Origin of the sequence: Pseudomonas sp. PARCl1 (assembly GCF_947311875.1) — a bacterium.
GTDB classification, from domain to species: domain Bacteria; phylum Pseudomonadota; class Gammaproteobacteria; order Pseudomonadales; family Pseudomonadaceae; genus Aquipseudomonas; species Aquipseudomonas juntendi.
In genome coordinates, this window is sequence record NZ_CAMZMX010000006.1 from 116,790 (window position 1) to 141,754 (window position 24,965).

20 protein-coding genes are annotated in these 24,965 nt (G+C 61.9%); 7 read left to right on the forward strand and 13 right to left on the reverse strand.

All coding sequences use genetic code 11. The features are described 5' to 3' along the window. Positions 1-5 precede the first annotated feature (5 nt). The 6 genes from QME24_RS05600 to QME24_RS05625 all read right to left on the reverse strand — a co-directional run bounded on the left by QME24_RS05600 (position 6) and on the right by QME24_RS05625 (position 7,993). Positions 6-2,420: an efflux RND transporter permease subunit gene (locus tag QME24_RS05600; protein ID WP_054905263.1), complete on the reverse strand. Its 2,415-nt coding sequence runs from the start codon at positions 2,418-2,420 to the stop codon at positions 6-8. 8 nt (positions 2,421-2,428) lie between these two features. Further along, positions 2,429-4,075: a DUF1302 domain-containing protein gene (locus QME24_RS05605; protein WP_312158610.1), complete on the reverse strand. Its 1,647-nt coding sequence runs from the start codon at positions 4,073-4,075 to the stop codon at positions 2,429-2,431. Between the two features lie 24 nt (positions 4,076-4,099). After that, a complete protein-coding gene (locus QME24_RS05610) occupies positions 4,100-5,521 on the reverse strand; it encodes a DUF1329 domain-containing protein (protein WP_192440026.1) in 1,422 nt (473 codons plus the stop codon). 472 nt (positions 5,522-5,993) lie between these two features. After that, positions 5,994-6,641, reverse strand: a complete 648-nt coding sequence (locus QME24_RS05615) for a hypothetical protein (RefSeq protein WP_143492640.1) — start codon at positions 6,639-6,641, stop codon at positions 5,994-5,996. A 177-nt stretch (positions 6,642-6,818) separates the two neighbouring features. Beyond that, the gene (locus QME24_RS05620; protein ID WP_054905267.1) at positions 6,819-7,034 is read right to left on the reverse strand and encodes a hypothetical protein; all 216 of its coding nucleotides are present in this window, start codon (positions 7,032-7,034) and stop codon (positions 6,819-6,821) included. A 71-nt stretch (positions 7,035-7,105) separates the two neighbouring features. Further along, positions 7,106-7,993 carry a phytanoyl-CoA dioxygenase family protein gene (locus tag QME24_RS05625; RefSeq protein ID WP_054905268.1) on the reverse strand — a complete coding sequence of 296 codons (888 nt, stop codon included), beginning with the start codon at positions 7,991-7,993 and terminating at the stop codon, positions 7,106-7,108. Positions 7,994-8,381: 388 nt separating this feature from the next. Here QME24_RS05625 and QME24_RS05630 point away from each other — a divergent pair, with 388 nt between their 5' ends. The 7 genes from QME24_RS05630 to QME24_RS05660 all read left to right on the forward strand — a co-directional run bounded on the left by QME24_RS05630 (position 8,382) and on the right by QME24_RS05660 (position 17,185). Next, on the forward strand, positions 8,382-8,960 hold the full coding sequence (locus QME24_RS05630) for a TetR/AcrR family transcriptional regulator (protein ID WP_054905269.1): 579 nt from the start codon (positions 8,382-8,384) through the stop codon (positions 8,958-8,960). Positions 8,961-9,263: 303 nt separating this feature from the next. Continuing rightward, on the forward strand, positions 9,264-10,790 hold the full coding sequence (locus tag QME24_RS05635; RefSeq protein WP_054905270.1) for an NAD(P)/FAD-dependent oxidoreductase: 1,527 nt from the start codon (positions 9,264-9,266) through the stop codon (positions 10,788-10,790). Then, the gene (locus tag QME24_RS05640) at positions 10,787-11,662 is read left to right on the forward strand and encodes an alpha/beta hydrolase (protein WP_054905271.1); all 876 of its coding nucleotides are present in this window, start codon (positions 10,787-10,789) and stop codon (positions 11,660-11,662) included. Before QME24_RS05635 ends, QME24_RS05640 begins: the two co-directional genes overlap by 4 nt. Positions 11,663-11,879: 217 nt before the next feature. After that, entirely contained in the window at positions 11,880-13,037 is a 1,158-nt protein-coding gene (locus QME24_RS05645) for an iron-containing alcohol dehydrogenase (RefSeq protein ID WP_280091176.1), read from the forward strand. 12 nt (positions 13,038-13,049) lie between these two features. Beyond that, the gene (locus QME24_RS05650) at positions 13,050-14,381 is read left to right on the forward strand and encodes an APC family permease (protein WP_280091177.1); all 1,332 of its coding nucleotides are present in this window, start codon (positions 13,050-13,052) and stop codon (positions 14,379-14,381) included. Between the two features lie 79 nt (positions 14,382-14,460). Then, a complete protein-coding gene (locus tag QME24_RS05655) occupies positions 14,461-15,885 on the forward strand; it encodes a gamma-aminobutyraldehyde dehydrogenase (RefSeq protein ID WP_192440024.1) in 1,425 nt (474 codons plus the stop codon). A gap of 46 nt (positions 15,886-15,931) precedes the next feature. Beyond that, entirely contained in the window at positions 15,932-17,185 is a 1,254-nt protein-coding gene (locus QME24_RS05660) for an aspartate aminotransferase family protein (protein ID WP_232892206.1), read from the forward strand. A gap of 448 nt (positions 17,186-17,633) precedes the next feature. Here the strand turns inward: QME24_RS05660 and QME24_RS05665 are convergent, their stop codons facing one another. The 7 genes from QME24_RS05665 to QME24_RS05695 form a co-directional block, all read right to left on the reverse strand. Beyond that, the gene (locus QME24_RS05665; RefSeq protein WP_280091178.1) at positions 17,634-19,292 is read right to left on the reverse strand and encodes a cation acetate symporter; all 1,659 of its coding nucleotides are present in this window, start codon (positions 19,290-19,292) and stop codon (positions 17,634-17,636) included. Further along, positions 19,289-19,612 carry a DUF485 domain-containing protein gene (locus tag QME24_RS05670; RefSeq protein WP_054905278.1) on the reverse strand — a complete coding sequence of 108 codons (324 nt, stop codon included), beginning with the start codon at positions 19,610-19,612 and terminating at the stop codon, positions 19,289-19,291. The genes QME24_RS05665 and QME24_RS05670 overlap by 4 nt, the downstream gene beginning before the upstream one ends. Positions 19,613-19,668: 56 nt before the next feature. After that, a complete protein-coding gene (locus tag QME24_RS05675) occupies positions 19,669-21,321 on the reverse strand; it encodes an acyl-CoA synthetase (RefSeq protein WP_182336689.1) in 1,653 nt (550 codons plus the stop codon). Positions 21,322-21,404: 83 nt separating this feature from the next. Next, entirely contained in the window at positions 21,405-22,172 is a 768-nt protein-coding gene (locus tag QME24_RS05680) for an SDR family oxidoreductase (RefSeq protein WP_192440023.1), read from the reverse strand. After that, positions 22,172-23,344: an acyl-CoA dehydrogenase family protein gene (locus QME24_RS05685; RefSeq protein ID WP_054905280.1), complete on the reverse strand. Its 1,173-nt coding sequence runs from the start codon at positions 23,342-23,344 to the stop codon at positions 22,172-22,174. Before QME24_RS05685 ends, QME24_RS05680 begins: the two co-directional genes overlap by 1 nt. 51 nt (positions 23,345-23,395) lie before the next feature. Next, the gene (locus QME24_RS05690; RefSeq protein WP_054905281.1) at positions 23,396-23,752 is read right to left on the reverse strand and encodes a DUF6285 domain-containing protein; all 357 of its coding nucleotides are present in this window, start codon (positions 23,750-23,752) and stop codon (positions 23,396-23,398) included. After that, the gene (locus tag QME24_RS05695; protein WP_054905282.1) at positions 23,749-24,807 is read right to left on the reverse strand and encodes a phosphotransferase family protein; all 1,059 of its coding nucleotides are present in this window, start codon (positions 24,805-24,807) and stop codon (positions 23,749-23,751) included. The genes QME24_RS05690 and QME24_RS05695 overlap by 4 nt, the downstream gene beginning before the upstream one ends. Positions 24,808-24,965: the final 158 nt, after the last annotated feature.

Consider the following 24,965-nt stretch of genomic DNA (forward strand, 5'->3'; position numbering starts at 1 on the left):
TCTCCTCAGTGCACCAGCGCGCCAATCATGCGCACGGGGCGCTTACGTGGGAATACCCGCTCCAGCCACACGGCGAAGGCCGGCAGCACGGTCATGGCCATGACCATGTTGACGATGAACATGAAGGCCAGCAGCTTGCCCATGTCGGCCTGGAACTTGAGTTCCGAGAAGGCCCAGGTGGCCACGCCCACAGCCAGGGTGATGGCAGTGAAAATAGTGGCGACACCCACTTCGAGCAGCGCGTATTCCACGGCCTTGGTAATCGACTGCCCATGAGCCAGGTGCAGTTGCAGACGGTTGTAGATGTAGAAGGCGTAATCGACGCCGATGCCCACCGCCAGCACCATCACCGGCAAGGTGGCGATGGTCAGTCCGATCTGCAGCTCCTTCATGAACCAGTAGCCAATGAAGGTGCCGATGGTCAGCGGCAGGCAACACACCAGGACTGCCCGCAAGTCGCGATACACCACGAACACCAGCAATGCGATGGCGGCATAGACATAAAGCAGCATGGGTGTTTCGCTTTTTTCCACTTCTTCGTTGATGGCTGCCAGCACCCCGGCGTTGCCCGAAGCGAGGCGCACCGAGATGCCTGGCAGGGGGTATTCGCTGCGGAATGCCTTGGCGGCATCCACTACCCGGTTGATCGTGGTGGCTTTGTGATCGGCCAGGTACAGGTGCACTGCGGTCATGCTGCAGTCGGTGCGCATCAGCCCGGGCGTGCGCGCAACCTCGGTAGCCAGGGCGGCGTAGTTCATCGGGTCGATGGGCACCGCTGCCATCTTCGGGTTGCCTTCGTTGTAGCCCTCATTGAACTGGCGCATGTTGCTGGAGAACGACGTTACCGACAGGACACCGGGCACCCCCTGCATAGCCCACACGAAGCGATCCTGGTACTGGCCCAGGGCAACATCCTCGCAGGCCAACTGGCTGTCTTCGCCAGAGGGCTCCTTGTTGACTTCGAACACCACGCTGAGCCAGTCCAGGCCAATGTCGTAGTTGCCGGCGATGGAAACCGCATCGCGATTGAAGCGGGCGTCTTCGCGCAACTCCGGCGCGCCCGCCTGCAGCGTGCCCACGACACGGTCATGGCTTTGCCAGATCGCCACCAGGAATACCACCAAGGCAAAGCCAAGCACCCATTGTGCCCTGCGTGGCTCGGCGAGCCGGGCCAGGCCACGCAGCCAGCGGGTGCGGCGCTGCCGGGACACTTCCTGGGCGGCTGCGTACTTGTCATCGACACTCAGCAGCGAGGCCATCAACGGCAACATCACCAGGTTGGTGATGATCTTGTAGGCCACGCCAAGCGAGGCCGTGATCGCCAGTTCCCGCACCATAGGGATCGGGATCAACAACAGCGTCACGAAGGAAACCAGCGCGGTCACCAGCGCCAGCGTCCCGGGAATCAGCAACCCCGTGAAGCTCGAACGCGCCGCCGCTTCGGCGCTCTTGCCGGTGGCGATCTCGCGGACGATGAAGTTGATTTGTTGCACGCCATGGGACACCCCGATGGCGAATACCAGGAAGGGCACCAGCACCGCCAACGGGTCGAGCCCGTACCCCAACAGGCGCAGGCTACCGAACTGCCACACCAGCGAGGCCAGCGAACAGACCAGGGCCAGCAGCGTGAAGCGCAGCGAGTGGCAATACCAATACACCGCCCCCGCCGTCAGCAGCAACGCCAGCAGACAGAACTCCAGCACGGCTGAAGCCCCGTCAGCAATATCACCGATCTGCTTGGCAAAACCGATGATCTGGATTTCGAAATCGCCATCCTCGAATTGCTGGCGGATCTCTTTCTCCAGCCTGTGGTTGAACGCCACATAGTCAAGGTGCGCACCATCGGTGTCGTATTCGTTGAGTTCCACCGTGATCATCGCACTGCTCTGATCCCGGGAAACCAGCGTGCCGATGAAACCACCCTGGGCGGTGGAGCTGGCGATCGTCGCGATGACCTGGTCATCCAGGTGCTCGGGCGAAACCGTTCCTGGTACCAGTGGGTCAGCGCGAAAACCTTCTTCGGTGATTTCGTTGACGAAGGCATTGGGCGTCCACAACGAACGCACGCTGCTGCGCGAAACCCCCGGTAGGAAGGTCACCGCCTGGGTGACGTCATACAGCCGTTTCAGGCCCGGGGCGCTCCAGATATCGCCCTGTCGGGCCTTGACCACGATGGTCAGCCGGTTCGCTCCCAGCAGGTCGTTGCGATAGGCCTCGAATGTCTTGATGTATTCGTGGCCTACCGGCAATTGCTTTTCGAAGCCTGCATCCATGCGCAGTTGCACGGCGAACCAGCCCATGATCAGCGTAAACACCGCCAGGCTCGCCAGCACCAGACGACGATGCCCGAAGAACACACCCTCGACACGTGACAGCAGGCCAGGTGCCGGAGCTTCGGATAACTTTACAGAACCGTTCACGGCGGACCTCACAAGGTGCGGGAAATCGCGATGCCGACATAGTCGCGGTCACGATAAAGCTGGTCGTAGGGCGTGTCGCCGCCCATGAACTTCGCGTAGTTGAGGGAGATCTGCCAACTGGCCGGGTTTCGCACGAAGTTCAGATACAGGTTCATGCTGCTCGCGTCTTCGGTGAAGGTCGCACTCAGGTTCGGCGTCCTGCCCCCCAGCGAGCGCGAGTAGAAGACACCTGGCGTGACCTGCCAACCCGGCAGCAACGTGCCGTCATAGGTCAGGCTGAAGTCCAGGTTGATGCCAGAGGACGTCTTGTCGCCACGAGGCTTGGGCGCTGTCGCAGGGTCCAGCTGCCAGGTATTGAGCCCTGCAGCGAGTGGCTCGCCATTGACCTCGTTATGCAGCCCTGGGTATTTGATGACCACAAGCTCGGACAGCAAGGTGCCAGTACTGGCTCCGGTGAAGTCGAGCAGCGTCGGGGAGTTCGAAGGCGTGAAGCTGTACAGGCCGGTGAGATGCCACTGGAACTTCTTTTCGTCCTTCCAGCATTTGCCGCCATTGCTGGAGCATAGGTCGATCACCGGGTTGAGCATGACTGAATCCTTGGGCCGGTACGAAAGCTCCGTACCGACGGCCCAGTCACCGATAGGCATGTTGGCACTGATGCCATACATCATCCGGTCTTCCTGGTACTCCCAGGTGGGGGCAGCGGCGAAGGTGTCCGGGTCAAGAATGGCGACGCGCAATGACGGCAACTTGTCGTGATAACGCATCACGTAGAAGCCGTAGTTTATGTCGCTGTCCTCTGGTTGCCAGCGCAGCGAAAGGCCCCACTGGCCGCTGTCGCGGGCGTCCTTCTCGGAGAACCCGTAGTCCCCCCTGCCCTCACCCAGCGCGTTGTTGGTGGACCAGTAGCTGCCCACCGGCGGCAACTCGCTCTTGTTCCAGCGGAACTGATAGTAGGCCTCGACGTTGACACCCGAGCCAAGGCCCGAAGCGACACTGAGCATCGGCGCGGGCAGCACGGCCTCCTTGAGCTGCACGCCGGGACGTGCCAGGGCCTGGTAGTCGTAGGCGTTGGTGTTGTTGATGCCACCGGCCACGAACAGGCTTTCACCCCAGTTGATCACCTGGTTGCCCAGGCGCGCGCGGACCCGCTGCCCGCCCATGTCGAAGCCTTTGCTCACCCACAGGTCCAGCAGGCGAGCCTTGAAGGCGAGGTCGTCGCGGGCGTCGTCACTCAGCCCGTTGCTGCCGACGCTCTGTGGGGTGTTGAACGACAGCGTGCCGGTGGTATCGGTGGCAGCGAAGTCGCGGATCCAGGTCCCGCGCGCCATGAAGGTGAAGTCTTCGGGCATCTTCAGCAACAGCTCATGGGTACCCTTGAGGTAGTTGGTGAACAAGTCGCCGCGGTCGTAGTTCAGGTCGCCCTGGTCCGCCACGCCGGAACTCTGCGCCAGGCAGCCGGAGGGCACGTTGTGCCCGGTCGGCCCCTGGTTGATCAGGTTGCAGCCCCGCGACTCGGTACGCAGGCCCATGCCTGCGGTGATCGTGGAGTCGAAGGAGCCATTGAGGGTTTCGGTTTCAAAGGTGAACCCCATTGCCAGTGGGGTTGCGCACACGATGACAAGGCCTGACGCTTTCGTAATTATTTTTTTCATGTGGGCTCTCGATCTGGCGTCGGTTTAGCGCTCGCTGATGGCTCGCAGGTTGTCGGAGGTGAAGAAGTCGCGTTTCAGGCGAGGGTTGCCACTGTCTTCGGTGAGCCAGCGAATATCGTTCTTGCCCGCGCCGATCGAGGTCATGTCGAACAGGTAACGATGATCGGCGAGGTTGTACTGGACCTGGGCCTGCACATCGCACGCGCCGGTCTCGTAGACGGGGATCGAGAACCCTTCACGCACCTTCCAGATCTGCCCTTGCTTGTCATAGTCAACGGCCAGCAACGGGTTCCAGCTGTCCTCGTCGATGTAGAACAGGCGCTTGGGTGCTTGGTGGCGCATGCCCTGGCGAACATTGGCCTCGACGACCCAGACACGATGCAATTCGTAGCGGCGCGACTGTGGCGCGATGGAATCGTCGCCGGCGAAGCTTTCCACCTTGGCTGCGGTGTCATAGGCGCCAAAGGCGTTGTACGGCACCAGCAGCTCCTGCTTGCCGATCAGTTTCCAATCGAAGCGGTCCATGGCTCCGAAGAACACGTTCGCCTCATCGACGGTGTATTGGTTGTCCAGCCCGATCTGCGGAGCGTCGTAGGAATACGATGGCATGCGCCTGACCCGACGCTGGCCGGGGAAATAGTAGAAGGTGGTGGCCTGCTCGCCGGCTACAGTCGTCTGCACACCAGCCTGGCCGGCCAGCGCCGCTGGCTCCCGGTAACTGGAGAAGGTGGCGTTTTCCAAGCGGCCAATGGACGAAAAAAGTGCACTGCCTTTCTTTCCCCAGGGCGTGAAGAAAAAGGTGTCTGACGACTGGCGTAACCACTCCCCACCCTTGCGCGGCGAAATGCCTGAAATGCTTTTAGGAATCTCGACACCAAGGCCGCGATAGCGCATCTTCATGTTCCACATCACCTCTGCGCCTGTACTGGGCAGAGGGAACGGGATGCCCGGCACATGGGCGTCCTCGAGGGCAACCCCTGTGGAGTCGAGCTTGGCGAAGCCAATGTTCTGCCGCGTGTTATCCGCCACGAAGTCCGGTACGCCACAGGTGCGGCGGGTCGGGTAGACCTCCATGCGATAGCCCGGAATCTTCTTGAACAGTTCGAGCTGGCCGGGGGACAGCTTGCTCGCATACTGCGCCACGCTATTCGAGTCGATGCTGTAGAGGGGTTTGTCATCCTTGAACTTCCAGTGGTCCCCTCGCACCTGGCCATAGCTCCAGCCCCCCCCTTGCGGCCCCGGAGCAGTCCAGGCCGGAATATCCCCGCTTGAACTAGCAGCCACCTCACCGCCCAATGGCGTCAGCTTCGAACCCAGCTCCCCGGCCCCCTGGGGTGCGGCCTGTACCGAGCACATCGCGGTCGATACCGCGAGGGTAACCAGCAGCTGCCTGAAAATACAGCCGGCGGACATGTCGTCTTTCTGCCCTGTAGATACTTCTTTCATTGAAGGCTCCTCGAACAAAGGGCCTGGACCGGCAACCCCACCATCCACACGGAAATGGGCACCTATCGCAAGCTGATCATTTGACATGGTCAGGTGACCATGTCGGGTGATCAGAAAGCAATCCACATGCCAGAAGTCTCGTGGAATGATTAAGTTAAATAAATCAGGTGTTTAGTCGATAGTGACGATCTATGTTCCTCAGATGCCTGCACCTTAATGGGAAGTAAAGAAACATGTGTTACCAGCGCATGCCCAACCATGATGCATTGCTAATTATACTTAACCATTGCACGCTGCCGTTTACATTGAGCAAGCCTTAAATATTTCCATTGGAAACCCAACCATGGAAATTAATCAATTACCCATAAAAAAACCGCCCCTGGAGGCGGTAAAGATGCGGGCCCATGGCCCGACATGGAGTTACTTCGAATCAAGGGATTGGCGGCACAACGACGCACCTGCGCCGCTCAATTCAACGAACATTGAGTAACGCCTCAACTGAGGCACTTCTAGAACGCTGAAGTGCACCATAGGCATAGAATGATTGCACAATCGAGTACGACCAAGTCAAGAAAGCAAAGGTCATGAATACCACCTTTGAATCGTCACCCGGAATCGGAAAGAAGTCATACCGGAATGCTATCGTTAGCCCCGCCACTCCGCCCAAGGTGGTAGCCAGCGCATGCAGAAGCTCTCTGGCACAAACCAGTCGCCAAATGAAATAGGCCAGGTACGCTGTGTAAGCCAGCCACATCACCATATAAAAATAAGGCAGGAACTGCTTGAATGAACTCGACATGAAGTAAATGGCTGCAACCGTAAAGCCCGCCAGGAAAAACACAATGTCATTCACCGGGGACGGCTTGTAATCGTGCGTTACCGCCATCAAGCCAAGCGTTGCAATAACAGGAATACCAACGCCCCGGGAAAAAGCATCGAGGAATATGGCAACGTTATAATTTGCCAGCCAGCCCGTAACGAGGAAGATCGCGAAATTCGTTGCGGATATCCCGACAATCAAAAACTCTCCGCCGAGCAGATAATTTCTTCGCCCGATGAATGCCGCCCCATAATACAAGCCACAGATGATTAGCAATATACATGAACCCAGGATACTCACTTCTATCAGTTCCACGAGAACAGCCTCTCTCAATCTGAGGATCGACATCACATTGCATGTCGAAATCGGCAACCAATCGCACGACTATTGCAAACCCAATCAGCGGGGAAATACGGGCTGAATTATTTGACCTGCACCGGTAACTTAAGTTATACGAGCAGGTCAGCATGGCCGCGATTAATCGACGAGAGACCTCAGGTCGCTGTCGATTTTATTCAGCGTTTCCTGAGAAATAAACCCGCCGGAATATTTTGCCGCCGTCACTAAGGCAAAGCCACGGGCCATGCCAATTTGTGGGTGTTTACCGATACCGGGCAGGTGCTTTTCAAGGATCTGGCTCGTAGTGCTGTTATCCAGCAGCTCGCCAACTTTCGAGTCGATTGAGAACGCCATGGTGTCATCTCCTTGGTTGCGCCCAAAAGGGCAGAAATTCAATATGCAGCAGGCTGTGTAAACTCAGGATCTCAGAAGCCTTTTCCCGGTTCGGAAAAAGCAGGCATGCCCAAGAGCTCTTGTGGGTCACGCATCTGGCCATCAATTTCCACCCAGCCCAGCAGCGTGGAGCTCACACTCCAGCCCAGCAGGCGTTGCATTTCTGCGGGGAGCTGGCGAACCCGTTCAATGGGAATGGAAAGGAAGTGATTTTCTTCGAGGCGCAGGATGGCCAAGTCGTAGGCCATGGTCAGACCAGTACGAGGAAACGCTGTGGTATTGGCGCCACCGCCGTGATAGACCGACCCCAGCCACAACAGCGCAGAGCCTGCTTTCATCTCGGCGGCGATGGTTTCTTCCTGGGTCGGCCCGCGCTCGTCATCCCATTGATGACTGCCCGGAATAACGCGCGTGGCACCGTTCTCTTCGGTGAAGTCCGAGATGGCCAGCATGATCTGCAGACGGGCCTCGCGCCCGAACTGGGGATGTCGCCACAGCGAGGTGGCATCGTCGCGGTGCAGGGGCTGAAGGCCTTGGCCGGGGCCGATCTGAATGGCCTGGGTAATGCTGAGTTGAATGTCAGGTGCCATCTCGATGCGGTCGCTGCCCACCCAGACATGGGTTGGTGTCTGCAGGATCTGCCTGGCCGCGCCGATGAACAACGGGTTTAGTGCCACCTCCACCGCCGTATCGCTTCGCCCGATGATGCGACCGATACGACGGGTCTGCATGCCTGCGAAATAGGGGTCTTCTCCGCAGGGCGTGACATTCAAGTAGGTGTCCAGCTCTTCGGTGAGGCACTTGAGCGTCTCTGGCGAGACGAAATCAGCAATGATGACACCGCCGTCACGCCGAATGATTTCCACCACTTGTTCCACCGACGCATCACTGCTGACCGTCGAGAGTTTTTGTGTATCCATCTGCCTTCTACCTGTCCGGTTTTTCATTGTTCTATCCAGCGAGCCCGGGCAACCGCCTCGTTCCACCGGCGCAACCACCACAGCAACCTCTTATGCCGCTGCCGAAGCCCGTAATGATCTGCTCGGCATTGCCATGATCATTGAATATAGTCATTTGATCAAGTCATTTGATCTGGTTTTTTTACCACTTCGCTACTGCCCCGGCCTCGGTGAAGTACGGCAGTCAGCATCTGCCTCTGGGCAATGGCCACATACCGACGGCAAGACCGCAGACGGAAAGGGTTGCATCGACTCATCTCATGGATTGGGCCAGGACTTTGCGATAGCATTCGTCACCGCCGACGCCGGACCCGGCGGTTGGCGCAAGGCCAAAAGGGGAGAACGCTGAATGGCTCGGATAGGCGCGGAAGAACGCAGACAGGATTTCATTGAAGCGACCATCAAGGTGATCGCAGAACACGGCATAGCCAACGCCACGACGCGGCGCATTGCGGCAGCGGCAGATTCGCCGCTGGCCTCGCTGCATTACGTTTTTCACACCAAGGAAGACTTGTTCTGTGCGGTCTACGAGTCCTTGATCAACATGCCGCAGCAATCGCTGCAGGCTCCGGCAAACGCTCTCCCCGCCGAATCGGTAGGGGAAATGCTGCGCCAGTTGGTCAAGTGGTTCATCGCACACCCCGAACGGGCCATAACCCAGTTCGAGCTGTTCTTCTGGAACCTGCGCAATGACCCGGAAATGGCAGCGAAGATCTATACCGTTTCCATCGAAGCCACCCAACAGGCCATCCAGAAGGCGACCGGCGATGCGCTGGATCAGGCCGCACGCACCACAGTCAGTCGGCTGCTCATCAACCTTTTCGATGGTTTGCTTCTCTCCTGGACCGCCCACGGCAACCTCGAACGCCTGGAGGCTGAGACAGAAACGGCTTGCCAGGCGGTTAAGCTGCTGGTGGCCAGCTACTGAGACGTCATTCAGATTGCCGTGGTCCGGTGTGACACGGCAATCCGGTATCCATAGGTCTGACAGACAAACGGACTGTCGCCTCTTGCCACCCAAACCCACATACCGCCCTGTCATAACGACGCCAAAACCTGGAGTCGCCCGACGCGCAATACCCCCTACCCCAATCCCACCAGGTTCAAATCATCCCAAAAAAATTGCTTCACGGTGCATTTTGCACCTTGCCCCCGGGTAATCTGTCGCCTCATCATGGTCAAATGATCAAGTCAAAAGATCACCCCCTATAACACAATAATGGGAAGCCCTATGTCCTCGCACACTGCTCTTCCGGTTGAGCCACTCGATATATTGATCATGGGAGCCGGTGTGTCTGGCATCGGCGCGGCCGCCTATCTGCGACGCCATCAGCCTCACAAGACCTTCACGATTCTCGAGTCTCGTGAGCGAATGGGCGGCACCTGGGACCTGTTCCGCTATCCCGGCATCCGCTCTGACTCCGACCTGTACACCTTCGGCTTCGACTTCAAGCCCTGGACCAAGGCGAAATCATTGGCGGACGCCGCAGACATTCTCGAGTACCTGCGTGAAGCGATCGACGAGCATGAGCTGGAGTCCTTGATCCAGTACAAGCAGAAAGTCATCTCGGCGAACTGGCAAACGGACAAGGGCTTGTGGGCGGTGCGGGTGGAGGACGGTCACCTGGGGCAGGCCCGCACAATCGAATGTCGCTGGCTGTTCAGCGCGGGCGGCTACTATAGGTACGACCAAGGATTCAGCCCCCGCTTCGAGGGAGCCGAACAGTTCAAGGGGCAGATCGTTCATCCGCAACACTGGCCAGAGAACCTGGATTACACGGGCAGACGTGTCGTAGTCATTGGCAGCGGCGCGACGGCAGTGACCCTGATTCCGGCGATGGCGGACAAAGTCGCCAGCATCACCATGCTGCAGCGTACGCCCTCCTACATCATCAACCAACCAGCCAATGATGCGGTTGCGGCGTTTCTGCGCAAGATCCTGCCCGAGCAAACCGCTTACTCTCTGACACGCTACAAGAACGCCAGGATCACCCTGGCCTTCTGGGCCTTCTGCCAGCGCTTCCCCAAGCTTTCCCGCAAACTGCTGCTGTGGCTGACGCGCAAGGAGCTGCCGAAAGGCTACCCGGTCGACGTCCATTTCAATCCGCCCTACAACCCTTGGGACCAGCGCTTGTGCACGGTACCTGAAGGCGATCTGTTCAAGGCGATCAGCGCGGGTAAGGCCGACATTGTCACCGACCATATCGAGCGGTTCACCGAATCCGGTCTGTTGCTGAAATCCGGCAAGGCGTTGGAAGCTGACATCGTAATTACCGCCACGGGGCTGAATGTGCAGATGTTCGGGGGGATCAGTCTGTACAAGGACGATAAGCCAGTGGTGCTGAGCGACACTCTTGCCTACAAAGGAACCATGCTATCCGGTGTACCCAACTTCGCGTTCGCGGTGGGCTACACCAACTCCTCCTGGACCTTGAAAGTGTGCCTGCTGTGCGATCACTTCTGTCGCTTGCTGGGTTTCATGGACAAACACGGCTACAACGTTTGCGAACCCCGGGCGCCAGACGGGATCGAGACCCGCCCTCTGCTGGATTTCGGTGCCGGTTATGTGCAACGCGCCTTGGACAGCATTCCGCGCCAAGGGCCAAGCGAGCCCTGGGTGATGTCGATGGATTACTTCCGCGATACCAAACTCCTGCGCCGCAGCGCTGTGGCTGACAAGTGCCTAGCGTTCTCCTCCGTACCCAGCACGCCCCGGTGCGCGAACGTCGAGCTGCAACAACAGGGTGGCCGCGGATGAGCCCCGACCGCTTCTGCGAACTGCCTGGCAAGCGCCCTATTTGCTATCGCAGCCACGGGCTCGAAACGGCGCCTGCGGTCATTCTCATCGTCGGCCTGGGGCTGCAATTGACCTACTGGCCGCAACCGATCATCGCCGGCCTGGTTGAGCGGGGGTTTCGCGTCATCACGCTGGACAACCGCGACTCGGGCCGGTCGTTCTTCACCGACGTAGTGCCTCCCACGGCCATGCAGCAGTTCTTGCGCAAGCGCACCCCCGGCTATGACCTGGGTGACATGGCCAATGACGTGATCGGGCTCATGAACGGCCTGAACCTGGCAACGGCGCACGTGGTGGGCATGTCGATGGGCGGCATGATCGCCCAGATCCTCGCTGCCCGTTACCCCGAGCGTATCAGGACGCTCACCTCGATCTTCTCGACCACCGGATCGCTGCGCGTCGGCCAGCCGGCGTTGAAATCCATTCGGCAGTTGCTGCGCCGCCCGCCGCGCAGCGAGCAGGAAAGCGTTCGCGACTACCTGGACATCATGCGCCTGATCGGCTCGACCCTGGAATGGAATGAGCCCGCCTTCCGTGACTATGCCCTGTTGGCCTGGGAGCGAGGCGGTGGCGAGGCCAGCAACATCGGCACGGCCAGGCAGATCGGCGCGATCATCAATTCCGGCGACCGCACCCAGGAACTGCAACGGGTTCATTGCCGCACCCTGGTCATCCATGGCGATGAAGATCTCATGGTCGCGACCAGCGGCGGGTACGCCACGGCAGCAGCTATCCGTGGTTCCAGCCTGGTGCTGCTGCCAGGGATGGGGCACGACTTCCCACCTTGCCTGTCCGGCACGCTGCTGTCCCTGCTGGCAGGACACATGCTGTAGCACGATCACCCTTCCAAGGGCGTGCAGCTTGGCCGCCCCTCTTTTTACCCCCGAAGGAGGCCTTCGCCCAGGTTCAAGCAAAACCAAGAACAACAAAATGCTGGCTTGCGCGAAATGCCAGGCCACACATCACCCGCTTGAGCTGTTATCCACGGCCTGGCGCAGGTGCTCCTCTACTGCCCTTTCAACAATGACAACAATTGAGCAAGAGGTACGTATGGACTTCAAGTTTTTACTCCCCAGCAAAATCGTGATGGAACCTGGTCTGCGCGAGCGCACCGGTGAACACCTGCACTCACTTGGCCTGGCCCGCGTGCTCATCGTGACCGATCCTGGGGTCAAGGCGGCGGGCCTGCTGGACAGCGTCTACGCCAGCCTGGAGAAGGCAGGCATCGCCTTCGAGGAAGTGTCGGACATCAAGGCCAATCCGCGCAGCGAGGACGTCAATCAGATCGCGCAGCGATATCGCGGCAAAGGTATCGATGGCTTGTTAGCCGTAGGCGGGGGCAGTGCCATGGATGCAGCCAAGGCCATCAGCGTGCTGCTCAGCCATGAGGGACGGATCGAGGACTACGAAGGGTCGTTCACGCTCACCCATGCCATCCCGCCTATCGTTGCCATTCCGACCACGGCTGGCACCGGCAGCGAAGTAACCTGCTTCTCGGTGATCACCGACACCGCCCGTCATTACAAGATGAGCGTGCATGATTACCGACTCGGGCCAGTCCTGGCCTTGCTTGACTCTCATATCCTCGACACGCTGCCCGCGTCGATTGCCGCCGCAACCGGCATGGATGCCCTGACCCACGCCATCGAAGCCTACACCTGCCGCGTGTCGAACCCCATCAGCGACGGCCTGGCGCTGCATGCCATCCGCCTGATCAGCCAACACCTGAAGCCCGCCGTGCTGGAACCCGGCAACCTGCACGCCCGCGAGCAGATGCTGGCGGCCAGCCTGATCGCCGGCATGGCCTTCGGTAATGCGGACGTAGGTAGCGTGCACTGCATTTCCGAAGCCATCGGTGGCATGTACGACACGCCACACGGCGTGGGCAACGCGATCTTCCTGCCCTTCGTGTTCGGCCATAACCGCGATGCCGACATCATTCGCCATGCGCAGGTCGCCTACGCACTGGGCATCGACCCCAACCTCTCGCCGGGCGAGGCCGCCGAGGCCGCCGTCGGCTACCTGTTCCAGATGAGCAAGGACCTGGGCATCCCCCGCTTCGCCGAGGTGAAAGGCGTGTGCGAGGAAGACTTCCTGGCCATCGCTGAAAAGTCGAAGAAGAACTTCTCCGATGGCAGCAATGCGAAGGAGATGACCGTGGAAACCTACCGTGAAATCGTCGCCACTGCTTACCACTTCGTAGCGTGAGGGCTGTCAGTCATGAGCGAATCAACCCCCAGCGCTTCGCTGAAGCGCACCCTGGGCCCGTTTTCGGTCCTGTTGTTCGGCCTGGCGTTCCTTGCCCCGTTGATCGTCTTCGGCACCTATGGCGTGATCTCGCAGGCCAGTGGCAACACCACGGCGATGGCCTACCTGATCGCAGCGACGGGCGTGGTGTTCACGGCGTTGAGCTATGGCCGGCTGGTCAGGGTGTTCCCGGTAGCCGGTTCGGCCTACACCTATACCCGCAAGATGCTCAGCGCCAACCTCGGCTTCATGGTGGGCTGGGCCGCACTGCTCGATTACTTCTTCATTCCGATGCTGATCTGGCTGCTTGGCGCCAGCTATCTCAACATGGCCTTTCCAGATGTGCCGGAGTGGGTGTGGATTACCGGTTTCATCGTCTCTACCTCGCTGCTGAATGTGCTGGGCATCCAGGTCGCCAACCGCTTCAACCTGCTGTTGATGGGCGCGCAACTGGCGATCATCGTGGTGTTCATCGGCCTGTGCGTGCATTACATCGTGGCTGCCAATGGCCCTGGTGGGCTGCTTTCGGCCAAGCCGTTCTTCAGCCAGGATGTGCCCTTCGCCACCAGCATGGCCGGCGCCGCCATTGCCGCGTACTCGTTCCTGGGCTTTGACGCGCTGTCCACGCTCAGCGAGGAAACCCGCGACCCGGGTCGCACGCTGCCGCGTGCCATCCTGCTGGTCGCCTTGATCGGCGGCTCGGTCTACGTCGGCTCCTCGTACTTCATGTACCTGGCGCACCCCTCCCCCACCTTCGAGTTCGTGGACGGGGCCGCCTTCGAGATCGCCCGCATGATCGGCGGCGACCTGTTCTTCGCGCTGGTCCTGGCGGGGATCATCATCGCCCACTTCGCCGCGGGCATGTCGTTCCAGGCCAGCGTGGGCCGGCTGCTGTACGCCCTCGGCCGGGACAACCAACTGCCGCGCAAGCTGTTCGGGGCCTTGCACCCTCGCTACAAGACCCCGGTCTTCAATATCCTGCTCTGCGGCATTTTCGGCACCGCGGGCTTTGGCCTGACGATCGCCACCGCGACGTCGCTGGTCAACTTCGGCGCGTTTCTCGCCTTCACCGCCGTCAACCTCTGCGCGTTGCGGCTCACCTTCGACGCACAGGTCAAGGACAGCGCTGGCCTGCTGCGCGGCGTGCTCTTCCCACTCATCGGCCTGGTCACGGCCGGCTGGATGCTGGCCAGCCTGGATAAAGACGCACTGATCATGGGCTGTATCTGGCTCGCCCTGGGCGCGGTTTACCTCGCCTGCCGGACCAGTTTCTTCCGCAACCCGGTGCCCGACGCGCTGGCGTAGCGGCCAGCTTCCTATCGAATGCCCTGACGACAACCACAAGGCAAGGCCCTGGCCTTGCCGTTCAATGGCGAGAATCGACATGCAAACCAAACTCCTGATCAACGGTGCCCTGGTGGCCGGCGAAGGCGAAAACCTCGACGTGTACAACCCGTCCCTTGGCAGTGTCCTGGTACAGACCACCGAAGCCAGTCGCGCCCAAGTCCATGCCGCGGTGCAAAGCGCCGATGCAGCCTTCGACGCCTGGTCGCAAACGCCGCCCAAGGACCGCGCAGCACTGCTGCTCAGGCTCGCTGACCGCATCGACGCCCAGGCGCCGGTGTTCGCCCGCCTGGAGGCGGACAACTGCGGCAAGCCGTTCACCGCCGTGCTGCAGGACGAACTGCCAGCCGTGTCCGACGTGTTCCGCTTCTTTGCCGGTGCCGTGCGCTGCCTGCAGGGCTCGGCGGCGGGTGAGTACATCCCGGGCCACACCTCAATGATCCGCCGCGACCCGGTGGGCGTGGTCGCCTCCATCGCGCCGTGGAACTACCCCCTGCTGATGGCGGCCTGGAAACTGGGCCCAGCCTTGGCCGGCGGCAACACCGTCGTGCTGAAGCCGTCGGAACACACGCCGATGAGCACCTTGAAGCTGGGCGAGTTGCTCGCCGACATCTTCCCCGCCGGTGTGGTCAACATCGTGCACGGTCGCGGCCCCTCGGTGGGTGAGCCGCTGACCAGCCACGCCCAGGTACGCATGGTGTCGCTGACCGGCTCCGTGCGCACCGGCAGCCGCATCATCGAAGGCACCGCCGACAGCGTCAAACGCATGCACATGGAGCTCGGTGGCAAGGCACCGGTGTTGATCTTCGACGATGCCGACATCGACGCCGCCGTCGAAGGCATCCGCGCCTTCGGCTTCTACAACGCCGGCCAGGACTGCACCGCCGCATGCCGCCTATATGTGCAGAAGGCGGTGTACCTGGAGTTCGTACGCAAGCTCGGCGAAGCCGTGTCCAGCATCAAGTGCGGGCTTCAGGATGACCCGGCGACCGAGATGGGCCCGCTGATCACCCAAGAGCACCTGGAGCGTGTCGAGGGCTTCGTGAACCGTGCCAAGGAACTGCCTCACATTGAGGTGGTCACCGGCGGCAAGCGCGCTGCGGGCGGCGGCTTCTTCTTCGAGCCGACGGTCCTGGCCGGCGCTACGCAGGAGGACGAGGTGGTGTGCCGTGAAATCTTCGGCCCGGTGGTGACGGTTTCGCCATTCGAAGACGAAGCCCAGGCACTGGCATGGGCCAATGAATCGGACTACGGCCTGGCCTCGTCGGTATGGACCGCCGATGTGGGTCGCGCCCATCGCCTGGCCGCTCGCCTGCAATACGGCTGCACCTGGGTCAACACCCACTTCATGCTGGTGAGCGAAATGCCCCATGGCGGTGTGAAGCTGTCCGGCTACGGCAAGGACCTGTCCATGTACGGGCTGGAAGACTACACCGTGGTTCGCCACGTAATGGTCAAGCACTGACCGCCCACGCCCCCCATAGCCCAGATCATTTTTTCAAGAGGTTTGCATGAACAACATCGAGACGTTCGAAAGGCTCGAGTCCAATGTGCGGATGTACTGCCGTGACCTGCCACTGGTGTTCGATACCGCCCAAGGCAGCAAGATCCGCGGCGAAGACGGCCGCGAGTACCTGGACTTCTTCGCCGGCGCCGGCGCCCTGAACTATGGCCACAACGACCCGCGCATGCGCGATGCCTTGATCGCGTATCTCTCGTCCAACGGCGTGACCCACGCCCTCGACCTGCACACGACCACCAAACGCCAGTTCCTCGAGGCGATAGAGCGCGACCTGTTCAAGCCACGCGGCTGGGACTACAAGGTGCAGTTCACCGGCCCGACCGGTGCCGACGCCGTCGAGGCGGCATTGAAGCTGGCGCGCAAGGCGACGGGGCGTACCAAGGTCGTATCGTTCTACGGGGCTTACCATGGCATGACCGCCGGCGCCCTCGCCGTCACTGGTAACCGCACCCGCCGCGGCCCTGGGCTTTCGACCGATGTAGTGTTCGTGCCGTACGAAGACAGCCCCTACGGCGAATTCGACAGCACTGGCTTCCTCGAGCGCCTGGCCAACGACCAGGGCAGCGGCTCGGAGCTGCCGGCGGCGGTGATCGTCGAGTCCGTGCAGATCCAGGCCGGCGTCTACCCGGCTTCCAACGAATGGCTGCAACGCTTGCGCAAGTGGACCACCGAACACGGCGTGCTGCTCATCTGCGACGAGATCCAGGCCGGATGCGGCCGCACCGGCGACTTCTTCGGCTTCGAGCGCTCCGGGGTGGTTCCAGACCTGATCACCTGCGCCAAATCGATCGGCGGCTTCGGCCTGCCGATGGCGATCGTGTTGATTCGTGCCGGGCTGGATGTGTGGCAACCGGGCGATCATATCGGCACCTTCCGCGGTAACCAACTGGCGTTCCTGACGGCCCGGATCGCGCTCGGCTACTGGCGCGACGAGTCGTTCCTGAAGTTGCTGGCCACCAACTGCACGGCCATGGAGCACGCAGTCGCAGGTTTCGCGGAAATTCCAGGCGTCGCATCCGCGCGCTGTCGCGGCATGATCGCCGGCATCGACTTCGGCCGCGGCAACGTCGCGTTAGCCAAGGATGCCCAGCAGCTTGTGCTGCGGGCGGGTGTGCTGGTCGACCGCTGCGGCCCGAACGGCGAAATCATCAAGCTGATGCCACCGGTGAACACCCCGACCGACCAGCTCGAACAAGGCCTGCAGGCCTTCGGCGAATCGGTCGCGGCAGCGCTGAGCCAGTAAGTGCATGGGCCTGCCGTGCGACCTTTATCGATACAGGTGCCGCACGCAGGCTCATCGCATGCAGTCGACAACCCGGCCGTCGCAGGTTGAGGGGCTATGTGTTCAAGCTGGGCCATGGCGACCAGGACATCGCAGCCATAACCCAGTTATTCGCCCACGACAAAACGCCCGGGCAATAGCCTGGTGATACTGGCCTTTCGGATCGAACCTGAAGACAACAACAATAAAAATTGCTGGAGGATCAAATGCGCCGATTTGGTTTTCTACTGGCCGTGTTGACGGTGGCCGTCTTCCTGAGTGCCCTGCTTGCCCCCAGGCCTTCTCTCGTCAACCGAGCGGCGGCGCAGCATATGGGGCAGCCGATCACCAGCATCGGGGAGATTTTCAGGGGGTACTAACGAGGTATCACCGCGCCGCTGGCAAGCATCCGCCGGCGGCCACTTGTGACTCAATGATCGACTGCACCGCTGGCGTCAAGGCCGGTCTGGCCCCTTATGAACTGGTCGGCGAACACCGCCCTTTCCGCCTTGGCTTGCGCAGTCCGGTCTAGCCGGGAAACGCCATACGCCGCTGCAAACGCCAACGGCATGGAGAACAGCGCAGGCTGGGTATAGGGGAACAGCGGCTCGGCAAAGTGCAACACATCCACCCACACCAGCCTGGAAAACACCACGAAGCCCATGGCGCTGACCAACCCCACGTAGCCGCCGGCCAACGCGCCGCGTGTGGTCAACCCCGACCAGAACATCGACAGGAACAGCACCGGGAAGTTGGCCGACGCAGCGATGCCAAACGCCAACGCGACCATGAAGGCCACGTTGATGTTTTCGAACACGATGCCCAGAGCTATCGCCACCAACCCAAGCCCGAGGGTAGCCAGCTTGGTCACCCGCAACTCCTGCGATTCGCTGGCCGCGCCCTTCATGATCACCCGCGCATACAGGTCATGGGCGATGGCGGAGGCACCCGCAAGCGCCAGGCCTGACACCACGGCCAGGATGGTGGCGAAGGTCACGGCAGACAAAAAGCCCAGCAGCAGGTTGCCGCCTACCGCGTGGGCCAGGTGCATGACCACCATGTTGCCCCCGCCCAGCAGCTTGCCACCCACCTGCCCGCCTTCGAAGTACTGCGGCTGCTGGCTGACGATCACGATCGACGCCAGGCCCAGCAAGAAAATGACATTGAAGAAATAGCCGATGAATCCGGTGGCATAGAGCACCGACTTGCGTGCCTCGCGGGCATCGCTGACGGTGAAAAAACGCATCAGGATATGCGGCAGCCCGGCGGTGCCGAACACAAGCCCCAGGCTCAGCGACAGCGCGGTCAATGGGTCGGCCAGCAGGCTGCCGGGCGCCAGCAGGCGCTCGCCCAGGGCATGGGTGTCCATGGCCTGGGTGACCAGCGTGTCATAGCTGAAGTCGAACTCGCGCAGCGCCAGGAACAGCACCAGCGAACCGCCTACCAGTAGCAGGAACGCCTTGATGATCTGCACCCAGGTGGTCGCTACCATGCCGCCGAAGGTGACATACAGCATCATCAGCGCGCCGACGATCACCAGGGCTATGTGGTAGTCCAGGCCGAACAGGAGCCTGATCAGCTGCCCGGCCCCGACCATCTGCGCCACCAGGTAGAAACACACCACTGTCAGCGAGCCGATGGCGGCCATGGTGCGCACCTTGCCCTGGTCGAGGCGGTACGAGGTGATGTCGGCAAAGGTGAAGCGACCCAGGTTGCGCAACCGCTCGGTCATCAACAGCAGCAATACCGGCCAGCCCGCGAAGAAGGCAATTAGGTAGATGTAGCCATCCATGCCGGAGGTGTAGATGAGCGCCGTAATCCCCAGCAGCGTCGAGGCGGACATGTAGTCACCGGCCAGCGCCAGGCCGTTCTGCCAGCCCAGGATGCCGCCACCGGCGCTGTAGAAATCCGCCGTCGAACGAGTGCGCCGCGCCGCCCACCAAGTGATGCACAAGGTGAAGAGCACGAACACCATGAACATACCGATGGCATGCAGGTTGAGCGGCTGACGCTGGCCTGCGTCGAGCGCAGGCGATGCCGACAGCAGGCCGGAGTGCAGCAACAAAGCCAGAAGCAGTGGTTTCTTCATGCGCCCTGCTCCTCTTCCAGTCCGGCAACCAGCGCCTGCGTCAGGCGGTCGAACTCGCCATTGGCCCGGTACACATAGAACGCCGACAGCGCACAGAAGAACACGAACAGGAAAGCGCCGGCCGCGACGCCGAAGGTCATGTTCGACCCCTCGGCCAGGCGCGTGGCGATCAGCTCGGGCCAGAACGATACCAATGCGATGTAGCCATAGAATGTGGCCAGGATCATTACGAACAGGCTCAGGGTAAAACGGTTTCTGCGCGTCACCAGTTGCTGGAACCGGGCGCTGGCGCGAACACGCGCGTATAACAGGCTGGACATGGAACACCTCGCCCAATGTACTTGTTGTTATGGGGTGTGCAGCTGTTGCAGCTCGATCAATGCTCGGCGTCGGCGGTCTGCGCCTCCTGTTGCCGGGCCCACTCGCGCAGGACGAACTTCTGGATCTTGCCGGTGGCGGTCTTGGGCAGCTCCATGAGCGACACATGCCGCGGCGCCTTGAAATGCGCCAGGCGTTCACGGCACCAGCGGATCAGGTCGCCTTCCGTGACCGTGGTCCGCGCATCGGCGCGCAGAGAGACGAACGCATGGGGCGTCTCGCCCCAGCGCGAATCCGGGCGCGCCACCACTGCGGCCTCGACCACCTCGGGGTGCTGGTAGAGCACTTCTTCGATCTCCAGCGAACTGATGTTCTCGCCGCCGGAAATGATGATGTCCTTGGCCCGGTCCTTGATTTCCACGTAGCCGTCCGGGTGCAGCACGGCCAGGTCGCCCGTGTGCAGCCAGCCATTGGCCAATGCGGCCCGGGTGGCCTCTGGGTTGTGCAGGTAGCCTTTCATCACGGTGTTGCCGCGCACCACCAGCTCGCCAAGCGTAAGGCCATCGGCTGGAACCGGGCGGCCGGTATCGGTATCCAGCACCGTGGCCTCCTCGAGCATCGGGTGGGCGACACCCTGGCGGCTCATGAACTGCGCCCGGGCCTCAAGCGGCAACTCGTCGACCCCCGGCTGCCACAGGCACAATGTGCTGGGGCCATAGCTTTCGGTCATGCCATAGGCATGGGTGATGTTGAAGCCACGCGCCTCCATCGCCGCGATGACCGCACTGGGCGGGGCAGCACCGCCAGTGATCACCGATACCGGTACCGGAGGGGCACTGGCATGCTCGGCGTGGATCAGCATCGACATCACCACCGGGGCGGCGCTCAGGTGGGTCACGGCATGCTCGGCGATGGCGGCGTTGATCGTATCAGGCTGGACCTTGCGCAGACACACATGGGTGCCACCGGACAACGTCATCGCCCAGGTATGGCTCCAGCCGTTGCAGTGGAACATCGGCAAGGTCCACAGGTAGACGCTGCGCGGCCCCAACTGGAAGATCAGCGCGCCGGCGCAGGCGTTGAGGTAGGCGCCGCGGTGATGCAAAACCACGCCCTTGGGGTCCCCCGTGGTGCCGGAGGTGTAGTTGATGGCGATCGACTGCCATTCGTTCTGTGGCGCGCTCAAGGGTCGCGCGGGGTCGCCCTGGGCAAGGAACGCTTCGTAGTCCAGGTCGTGGGCCAGGTCGGCGCGCTCGGCCTGATCATCGTCGATGCCCACCAGCAAAGGCGGCGCATCGAGCGTGGCCAGCGCCTGACTGGCCACGGCACCGAACTCGCGATCGCAGATCAATACCTTGGCCGCGCAGTGACGCAGGATGAAGGCAATGCTGCGCACCTCCAGGCGGATGTTGATGCACACCAGCACCGCCCCGGCACCGGGCACGCCGTAGTGGGCCTCGAGCATTTCCGGGATGTTCGGCGCCAATATCGCCACCCGCTCGCCCGGCTGAACACCGACCCGCTCCAAAGCACTGGCCAGGGCGCGGCTGCGCTCATGCAATTGACGGTAGCTGTAGCGCCTTGCGCCATAAACCACCGCATCGCGCTGCGGGTACACCTGGGCGGCACGCTTGAGGAACGACAGCGGGGACAGCGGGACATGGTTGGCTTCGTTGGGAGCAAGCTCGTGTTCGAGGGTTGGAACCATCATGGCAGACACCTCATCGACACTTTGCTCAGGTTTTGCACGCACATACCTACCTCCTGTTCTTGTTGTTATTGCGCCAGGGCGCGTTACAGGCTGCTGCACAGATGGCCGCCATCGACCACGATCTCAGCGCCGCTCATCGCCCGCCCAGCATCGCTGGCGAGCAGCAGCAAGGCGCCGTCCAGGTCCGACGGCACGCTGAAGCGTCGGCTGGGGATACGCGAACGCAACTTGTCACCGGCCTCGCTGGCCAGGAAGGCCTCGTTCAAATCAGTCATCACGTAGCCGGGCGCTAGGGCATTCACCCGGATGCCATGGCGCGCCAACTCCAGCGCCATGGCGCGGGTCAGGTGGGCCAAGCCGGCCTTGGCCGCGAGGTAAGGGCCGACGGCACCGGCCACACGGCAGGCGAGGATCGATGTGACATTAATCAAGCTGCCCCCCTTCCCCGCGACCACCATGCGCCGGGCGCTTTCCTGGGCCACGGCCCAGGCGCCCTTGAGGTTGGTGTCGAGCACGTGGTCCCAGGTTTGATCATCGCAGGCCAGCAAAGGCTGGCTGTCGCTCACCCCCGCATTGTTGACAAGGACATCCAGCGGGCCGGCGGCATCGAGCACCCGGCAGATGTCCTCACGGCTGGTCACATCGAGGGCAAAGGCCCGCGCCCGCCCTCCAGCCACCTCGATGGCCTCCACCAACGCCCGCAGCGGCGCCTGGCGCCTGGAGGTCACCACCACCTCGGCGCCTGCAGCGGCCAGGGTCATAGCGAAGTGACGGCCCAGGCCGCTGGAGGCCCCGGTCACCAGGGCGCGACGCCCGTCAAGGGCGAACAGTCGGACAAGGTTCGGCTGCATCAGTGGACCTCCAGGCGCTGGTCGAGCAGCTTCTTCGCCAGGCTCATGCGGTGCACTTCGCTCGGACCGTCATAGATGCGGAACGGACGAATGTCGCGGAAGATCCGCTCCACCACGGTGTCCCCGGTCACCCCGCGGCCACCCATTACCTGGACGCAACGATCGACCACCCGCCAAAGCGCCTCGGCGCTGATCACCTTGGCCATGCTCGAATCGACATTGGCGCGCCGGCCCTGGTCGAGCACCCAGGCGCAGTGCCAGACCGCCAGTCGCACCACGTGCAGGTCCATCATGTTGTCGGCGAGCATGAAGCCAACGCCCTGGTGCTCGCCCAGCGGCTTGCCGAAGGCGTCACGGGTGCGCGCATATTCGCAGGCGATGTCGTGGGCGCGGCGCGCGGCACCGAGCCAGCGCATGCAATGAGTCAAGCGTGCGGGCGCCAGGCGCACCTGGGCATAACGGAAGCCCTTGCCGATCTCGCCGAGGACATCGCTCGCCGGGATACGCAGGTTGTCGAAACGCAGCTGCCCGTGACCGCCGGTAAAACAGCTGTCCAGCGAGTCCAGCTGACGTTCATGGATGATGCCGTCGCGCTTCATGTCGGTCAGGAACATGGTCGCCGTGCCATCCTCCATGCGCGCCATGATGATGCCGAAGTCGGCGCCTTCGGACCCGGTAATCAGCCACTTGCGGCCATTGATCAGGTAGTCGTCGCCATCGTGGGTGGCGGTGGTGCGCAGCATTGAGGGGTCCGAGCCGGAGCCGGGCGCGGGCTCCGTCATGGCGAAGCAGGAACGGGCATGGCCCTGGACCAGCGGGCGCAACCAGCGGTCTTTCTGCGCCTCGGTGGCGACCACGTCCATCAGATGGATGTTGCCTTCGTCCGGGGCATGTATGTTCAGCGCCACCGGGCCCAGCGGCGAGTAGCCGGCCTCTTCGAAGACGATCGCCTTGGCCACGTGGCTCAGTTCCAGGCCGCCCATTTCGCGGCTGGCGTGTGGCGTCAGCAAGCCGGCGGCGCGGGCGCGGGCCACCAAATCCTGGCGCAGGGCATCGCTGGGGCCATGGCTGTCTTGACGAGGGTCGTTCTCGAACGGGATGACCTGTTCGGCGATGAAGTCTCGGGTCTTGGCCTGCAGGGCGAGCAGTTCGTCCGGGAGGGTGAAGTTCATGGCTGTCCTTGTGTGTTCTTGTCTATCGGAGGAATGGGTGGTCAATGCCGTTCAGGGCAAGGCCTTGGGGTTGCTGATCGCCAATCGGGCGAGGGTGACCTGGCGCAATGTCTCGACCAGCGTGCAACGGGGTTGCACGGCATCATGGCTGCCCTGGCGAATGGCGCAGGCGAGCTGACGGCGCAGGTCGGGCAAGGCCGCGGGCGCCTCGTCGACCAAGGCGGCCAGACGCGCCTGTTCCTGGTCCTCGGCATGGGCACCCAGGCGGCTTTCGCGGGCCGCTATGGCCATGGCATTGGCGATCATCAAGGCCGGGTAGCGCAGCTCGCCTGGCAGCACAGGCAACACCTGCTCCAGCAAGGTCTGACGGGCGATTTCGAGTAGTTCATGGGCGTGCGTTTGAGTCATGGCGCATCGGCTCCGGTCATGTTCAGGATGTCGAGTTCAAGCTCCGGCAGCATGCGCGCGGTCAGTGCCAGCTCAAGGGAAGGCTCTTCGCCTGACAGGTGGCGCTGCCCCTGCTGCAATGCGATCACCGCCCAGCGCAGCGTCGCCATGACCTGCCAGTAGTGCAGTTGTGGGGGCTCGATCCACAGTGGCGATACCTGGTGGTAGCCACGCAGGAAGTCCCCCAGCAGGCCGATGCCGCCGGCCTCCAGGTCAGGGCGCGTGAAACGCCAGCAGCGGGCGGTGAACCAGCCCAGGTCCTCGCACGGGTCGCCCCAGCCAGTGAACTCCCAGTCCAGCACCGCCTCGAGTCCCTGCTCGCTGGCCAGGTAGTTGCCCGTACGGTAGTCGCGATGCAGCAGGCACAGACGGCTTTCGCGTGGTGCATGCAACTCGCACCAGCGCAGGCCCCACTCCAATACCGGATAGGCATCGTCCAGGGTGTCGAGGTAACGACGGTAGGCATCGACGCAAGCCAGGGCCGGCGAGCGTTTGGGCAGGGGCAGGAAGGCCAGCGCCGCGCTCGGCGGACGGATCTGATGCAGGCGCGCCAGGTTGGCGCCGAGCTGCTCCGCGAGCCGGGCCTGGCCCAAGGCTCCCGCCGCTGAACTGAGCCGCCGACCGGCAGCAACACCCGGCACATACTCCATCAGGAAGAACACCCGCCCGTTGACCTGCGTATCGCGACATAGCCAAAGCGGCCGCGGCACTTTCACGCCTGCCTGATGCGCCACCTGCAACACAGCGAACTCCTGCGCGCGGTCGAGGCTGGCGGGTAGCGCGGAAAGCGCATCGCTGCGCAGCACCCAACGCCGGTCGCCAGCCCACGGGCCGCCTTCGATCAGCAGGTCCAGCAGCCAGTTCTCCTGGATGGCGCCGCCGCTCAGGCGCTTGCGCGCCTGGATGACCACCCGCATTGCCGAGGCCTGCTCCCGGATGAACTCGGCCAGGCGATGATCGTCAGTCATGGCCGCGAACGTATCGCTGGCCTGGGAAATCGTTGATGAACTGCTCATGGGTCTGTGGGCCTGCCTTTGGTTTCTGGGGTGGCAGAACTCCAGGAGCAAGGCGTGGGCCAACTCTTCAATAATTATCTGCAGGCCGCATGTAGCCTGGGTTTCGACAACTTCTTGAGGGGCAAAGGGCATGTATCTCGTTGCATATTTGCAACCTT

What these genes read in the sequence shown, in the direction of transcription:
- QME24_RS05605 (WP_312158610.1), bottom strand. Translation starts at nt 4,075, where the DNA reads ATGAAAAAAATAATTACGAAAGCGTCAGGCCTTGTCATCGTGTGCGCA.
- QME24_RS05610 (WP_192440026.1), bottom strand. Translation starts at nt 5,521, where the DNA reads ATGAAAGAAGTATCTACAGGGCAGAAAGACGACATGTCCGCCGGCTGT.
- QME24_RS05620 (WP_054905267.1), bottom strand. Translation starts at nt 7,034, where the DNA reads ATGGCGTTCTCAATCGACTCGAAAGTTGGCGAGCTGCTGGATAACAGC.
- QME24_RS05625 (WP_054905268.1), bottom strand. Translation starts at nt 7,993, where the DNA reads ATGGATACACAAAAACTCTCGACGGTCAGCAGTGATGCGTCGGTGGAA.
- QME24_RS05630 (WP_054905269.1), top strand. Translation starts at nt 8,382, where the DNA reads ATGGCTCGGATAGGCGCGGAAGAACGCAGACAGGATTTCATTGAAGCG.
- QME24_RS05635 (WP_054905270.1), top strand. Translation starts at nt 9,264, where the DNA reads ATGTCCTCGCACACTGCTCTTCCGGTTGAGCCACTCGATATATTGATC.
- QME24_RS05640 (WP_054905271.1), top strand. Translation starts at nt 10,787, where the DNA reads ATGAGCCCCGACCGCTTCTGCGAACTGCCTGGCAAGCGCCCTATTTGC.
- QME24_RS05645 (WP_280091176.1), top strand. Translation starts at nt 11,880, where the DNA reads ATGGACTTCAAGTTTTTACTCCCCAGCAAAATCGTGATGGAACCTGGT.
- QME24_RS05650 (WP_280091177.1), top strand. Translation starts at nt 13,050, where the DNA reads ATGAGCGAATCAACCCCCAGCGCTTCGCTGAAGCGCACCCTGGGCCCG.
- QME24_RS05655 (WP_192440024.1), top strand. Translation starts at nt 14,461, where the DNA reads ATGCAAACCAAACTCCTGATCAACGGTGCCCTGGTGGCCGGCGAAGGC.
- QME24_RS05660 (WP_232892206.1), top strand. Translation starts at nt 15,932, where the DNA reads ATGAACAACATCGAGACGTTCGAAAGGCTCGAGTCCAATGTGCGGATG.
- QME24_RS05665 (WP_280091178.1), bottom strand. Translation starts at nt 19,292, where the DNA reads ATGAAGAAACCACTGCTTCTGGCTTTGTTGCTGCACTCCGGCCTGCTG.
- QME24_RS05670 (WP_054905278.1), bottom strand. Translation starts at nt 19,612, where the DNA reads ATGTCCAGCCTGTTATACGCGCGTGTTCGCGCCAGCGCCCGGTTCCAG.
- QME24_RS05675 (WP_182336689.1), bottom strand. Translation starts at nt 21,321, where the DNA reads ATGATGGTTCCAACCCTCGAACACGAGCTTGCTCCCAACGAAGCCAAC.
- QME24_RS05680 (WP_192440023.1), bottom strand. Translation starts at nt 22,172, where the DNA reads ATGCAGCCGAACCTTGTCCGACTGTTCGCCCTTGACGGGCGTCGCGCC.
- QME24_RS05685 (WP_054905280.1), bottom strand. Translation starts at nt 23,344, where the DNA reads ATGAACTTCACCCTCCCGGACGAACTGCTCGCCCTGCAGGCCAAGACC.
- QME24_RS05690 (WP_054905281.1), bottom strand. Translation starts at nt 23,752, where the DNA reads ATGACTCAAACGCACGCCCATGAACTACTCGAAATCGCCCGTCAGACC.
- QME24_RS05695 (WP_054905282.1), bottom strand. Translation starts at nt 24,807, where the DNA reads ATGAGCAGTTCATCAACGATTTCCCAGGCCAGCGATACGTTCGCGGCC.